This is a genomic window from Desulfofundulus sp. (genome assembly GCF_049701015.1).
Classification (GTDB): domain Bacteria; phylum Bacillota; class Desulfotomaculia; order Desulfotomaculales; family Desulfovirgulaceae; genus Desulfofundulus.
The window spans coordinates 1-3,950 of sequence record NZ_JBNATZ010000233.1 but is presented as its reverse complement, the minus strand read 5'-3'; the positions used below and the strand labels follow the sequence as shown (position 1 = coordinate 3,950).

Below are 3,950 nucleotides of genomic sequence, written 5' to 3'. Positions count from 1 at the left end.
CCACGGTGCGCTCTTACGCCCTCTACACGCAGAGGGGGCAGGAAAAACGCGCTGTAAACTATCTAAGAAAATTGCGCAAAATCTACAACGAGATTGTTGACGCTGCGGTATACCCGTTCAGGAGCTACGTCCGGCTGGACGTGGCTTTTCACGAAAACGGGAAGTTCAAGGACTTAAAGCTGGACCTGCCGCGCGAGGTGAAAGCCGTTATCGAAGGGCACGCGGGGATAATCCGCATCTGCGGTAACGGTTCCGAGGCGGTTCCGCTGGACTAGAAGGCCCGTTCTCAACAGGTGTTGGGGCGGGTCTTTTGATTTTTATAAAAAATCCGAGGAGGGATTCTGGTGTACCAGAAATGGATCGGGATTGGTCGTCTGACAAAAGACCCCGAGTTGCGGGAGACGCCCGACAGGGTTCCGGTGGCGCGGTTTACCCTGGCCGTTGACAGAGGCAAGGACGGGGCTGACTTCATCGACGTCATCGTGTGGCGGGAGCAGGCGGAGAACTGCGTCAAGTACCTGAAGAAAGGTGCACCTGCAGCGGTGGAGGGCCGGCTGCAGATACGCACCTATGAGGACAGCCAGGGGGTGCGCAGGAAGGCGGCGGAAATAGTGGCCTCCAGGGTGGTCTTCCTTCCCAACGGGAGGAAGTCCATCGAGGAGCCGCCGTGGCCGGACGAAGCGCCTCCCGCTTTCGGGAAAAAGGAAAGCAAGGGCGATTTTGATTTTGCCGAAGAGGTCAATTTTGACGACATTCCGTTTTAATCTTTCCTGTACCGGCGGGGCGGCGTTCCCGCTGCCCTGCCGGTATTTCTGGTTGAGAGTGCCCGCTTCCTGCTGAGGAGAAGGGGCGGGCGTTCCGAATTTCAAGAGAGAGAGAGAGCAAAACTGACAAGGAGGGACGGGTCTGTGTCTGAGAAGACGCTGTATGACAGCCTCCCGGCGGAAGTTTTGAGGAAGGTGGTCCGGGGCGAGCTCGATTCCATGACCCCAGAAGAGATAACCGCATACTACCAGGCGGTATGCGAGAGTCTGGGGCTGAACCCATTGACGAGGCCGTTCGACTTCATCAGGCCGAAAGGCGGGGGCCGGGTGATCCTGTACGCCAGGCGTGACTGCGCGGACCAGCTGGCGGCGAAGCACAAGCTCTCGCGGCAGATCGTGAGCCGGGAGAGGATAGGGGACACGGTGTACGCGGTCACCGCACGCGTGTCGGGGCCCGACGGCCGCGTGGTGGAAGCCACGGGTGCGGTCAACATTGCCGGGTTGAAGGGCGAGGCCCTGGCGAACCAGATCATGATTGCGGAGACCAAAGCGTACAGGCGCGGTGTGCTGGCGTACGCAGGTCTGGGGTGGGCGGACGAGACGGAGCTGGAGACCATCCCGGAGCTGCGGGACAGGTTTAGTCCGGAAGCTGGGGGTGCCGGGCCAGAGCTTGAGCATCAGACCGGTCAGGAGCCTGCGCAACAGCCCGAGCAGGAGCCTGTACGACAGCCCGAACAGAAGTCCGAGCAGGGGCCTGTACAGCAGCCCGGTCAGGAGTTCGGACAGAAATCCGAGCAGCAACCCGAGCCGAAGGGAGAGAGTTTCGAGGGTGAGCTGATAATTTTAGAACCGCCGGAGGAGAAGGAAGGATGGAAGAAGGTGCTGGCGTTCACCCTGGTTGGGGAGGAGACAGTGAGCCTCGTGACCAGGGAGGGGCACCTGGACGCTCTCGGTCCGCAGGACCACGTGCACGTCAGGGGGAAGAGGCGCGGGGACAAGGTCGTGGTGGCCGGTGTCTCCGTGATCAGGAAGGCACAAGAACCCGAACCCGGTGAGTTCGTTGTGACTGTCGAGACGCCGCCCAGGGAGGCATTCCGGGCTTTCGAGGGCGGCCAGGAACGGGTCACGTGGTTACGGGGCACGACAGGCGGGAGGGAGGTCACGCTCGTCGCCCGGGGTGACCGCAGGGAGGCGATGAAGGCGCTGAGTGTCGGCATGGAAGTGAAGGTGAAGGGGGCGCTGGTCCGGGACGGGGAGCGGGAGCTGCTCGTTGTGAAGGACCTGGTTGTGCCCGCAGCTTAAAAAAGTAGGGGGGTGGTCCGGTGCCATCCCCCTTTGTTTTCGCGGAAGAGGGGGTCAGCATGTTTCTGAAAATACATCCCGGAAACGTCAAAAATGCCCTGAGCGACGAGCACAAACCCCGCTTGAGAGGGTTTGGGCTGGGGCGGGACGGGAAGGTGTACCTGGAATACCTTCCCGACAATACCGATAAGCGGCGGATCATAGCCGTGCTGCCGGGCAGCACGCCTGTAATTTACCACGAGTGCATGTCTCTCAGCAAAGAAAAGCCGCATTCCTGCTGGCACATGGGGGCGGTGTCGCTGGCCCTGCCGGGCAACCCTCCCCTTCCCATAACGGTCAATGTGGAGAGGTGCCAGCCCGCCCCGGTGCCCATAGTGAAGGACCTGACGGAGAGCATTCTGGGCAGGCCGGGGGACTTCGAGCTCTTGGAGCTTATCGAAGGAGATGCCCTCGCATACGTCATGCCGGAGCTCTCTCCGGAGGACGCCTGGCTTGCCAGGTACAACCTTCCGGTGAGAATATTGAGGAAAGTGTTGGAGTTCCGGGAACGGCAGAAGCAGGTTCTCTCGGAGGAGCAGAGTGCCAGGGTCCCGGAGGCCCGGTACATCCCGTCGGGGGGCGAGTTTGTGAGCGCTGTCGCGGCACTGGTGTACGGTCCGGGCGGTTCGGCCTGGGAGGCCCCTTTACTGATAGGGCCGAAGGGTTCCGGGAAGTCGACCATGGCCGAGGCTCTGGCGGCGGTGATGATGCTCCCGGTGAACAAGATATTCGGGGGCATCGACTTGAACGCCGAGGCCCTTCTGGGGAGCAGGACCCTTGTTCCCTCTGAAGGGATAGACATCGTGACCGAGGCGAGGCTGCGGTCGGCCTGCAGGGCGGCCGGGATGGACGCCGAGCCCCTTGTCCAGAAGCTGAGGGGTTCGCAGATGAGAGTGGGTTTCGAGCCGGGGATACTTTTACAGGCTGTGGAGAGGGGGGAGATGGTCATTGTGGACGAGATAAACATGCTCATTCCGGAAGTGACCTCCCTGCTGCACGGTCTTCTGGACTGGCAGAAGACGCTGCCGGTGCCGGGGTACGGGGTTGTGAAGGCGCCGCCGAGCTTCCGGCTTGTGGGGTGCATGAACTACGGGTACGCGGGCACGAAGCCGCTGAACGAGGCGTTCCAGGACCGGTTCCGCCCGGTACAGGTACCGCACCTGGGGGCAGAGCAGCTAGCCTGGCTCATCGTGCGGGAGACGGGCTGCAAGGAGTCCGTTTCCCGGAAGCTGGCCGACCTCTTTTCGGAGCTGGCGAAGGGTGTGGCGAACGGGGACTATTCCGAGAGGGTTTTATCCGTGCGCTCCCTTTTCAGGATAGCGCGGGAGGAGATGGACGGCTGCGGGACGCTGAAAACGGTAGCTGTTTCGGTGCTGACTGAAGGTCTGGGCGACAAATTTGAAATCGACCAGGTGACGGACATTATAGAGGCGTGTCTGCGAGACTAAGGAAAAAAAGAGGGGGTTGCGACCGTGTCCCTCCGGGAGCTGAAGCGGGTCAGGCTGCAGAGTCTGGCCCGCGTGCTTTCGAATAAAGGCGACCTGGTCCTAAAGTTCGGGACAGGGGCATACACGGACCTTGAAGGTATAACCCTGGTCCCGTTTGAGGGCGAGATAGAGCGGGGCGTCCCGGCGTCGGCGGCGGAGTGCTGGGTGGCGATGAAGGCTGCCTGCGCGCACGAGGCCGGGCACATAAGGTTTACCGATAAGAACGTCTGGCAGGAAGCCGTGAGGCGCGGCGGCAACCTGCTGGCGTGCTTGCTCAACATCATCGAAGACGCCCGGATAGAGAGGTGCATGTCCAACATCTACCCGGGTGCCATGCTGTGGTTCCGGTTCGTGAATG

At 61.5% G+C, this 3,950-nt stretch carries 5 protein-coding genes; all 5 read left to right on the top strand.

Going from position 1 to position 3,950, the window contains the following annotated elements; genetic code table 11:
- On the top strand, positions 1–275 hold a 275-nt coding region (locus tag ACPLUI_RS12215; protein WP_424660533.1), incomplete at its 5' end, for a hypothetical protein.
- A gap of 69 nt (positions 276–344) precedes the next feature.
- The gene (locus ACPLUI_RS12210) at positions 345–764 is read left to right on the top strand and encodes a single-stranded DNA-binding protein (protein ID WP_424660532.1); all 420 of its coding nucleotides are present in this window, start codon (positions 345–347) and stop codon (positions 762–764) included.
- Between the two features lie 144 nt (positions 765–908).
- Positions 909–2,066 carry a hypothetical protein gene (locus ACPLUI_RS12205; RefSeq protein WP_424660531.1) on the top strand — a complete coding sequence of 386 codons (1,158 nt, stop codon included), beginning with the start codon at positions 909–911 and terminating at the stop codon, positions 2,064–2,066.
- Positions 2,067–2,125: 59 nt separating this feature from the next.
- Entirely contained in the window at positions 2,126–3,553 is a 1,428-nt protein-coding gene (locus ACPLUI_RS12200; protein ID WP_424660530.1) for an AAA family ATPase, read from the top strand.
- 24 nt (positions 3,554–3,577) lie between these two features.
- A partial coding sequence (locus ACPLUI_RS12195; protein ID WP_424660529.1) for a hypothetical protein occupies positions 3,578–3,950 on the top strand: 373 nt, incomplete at its 3' end.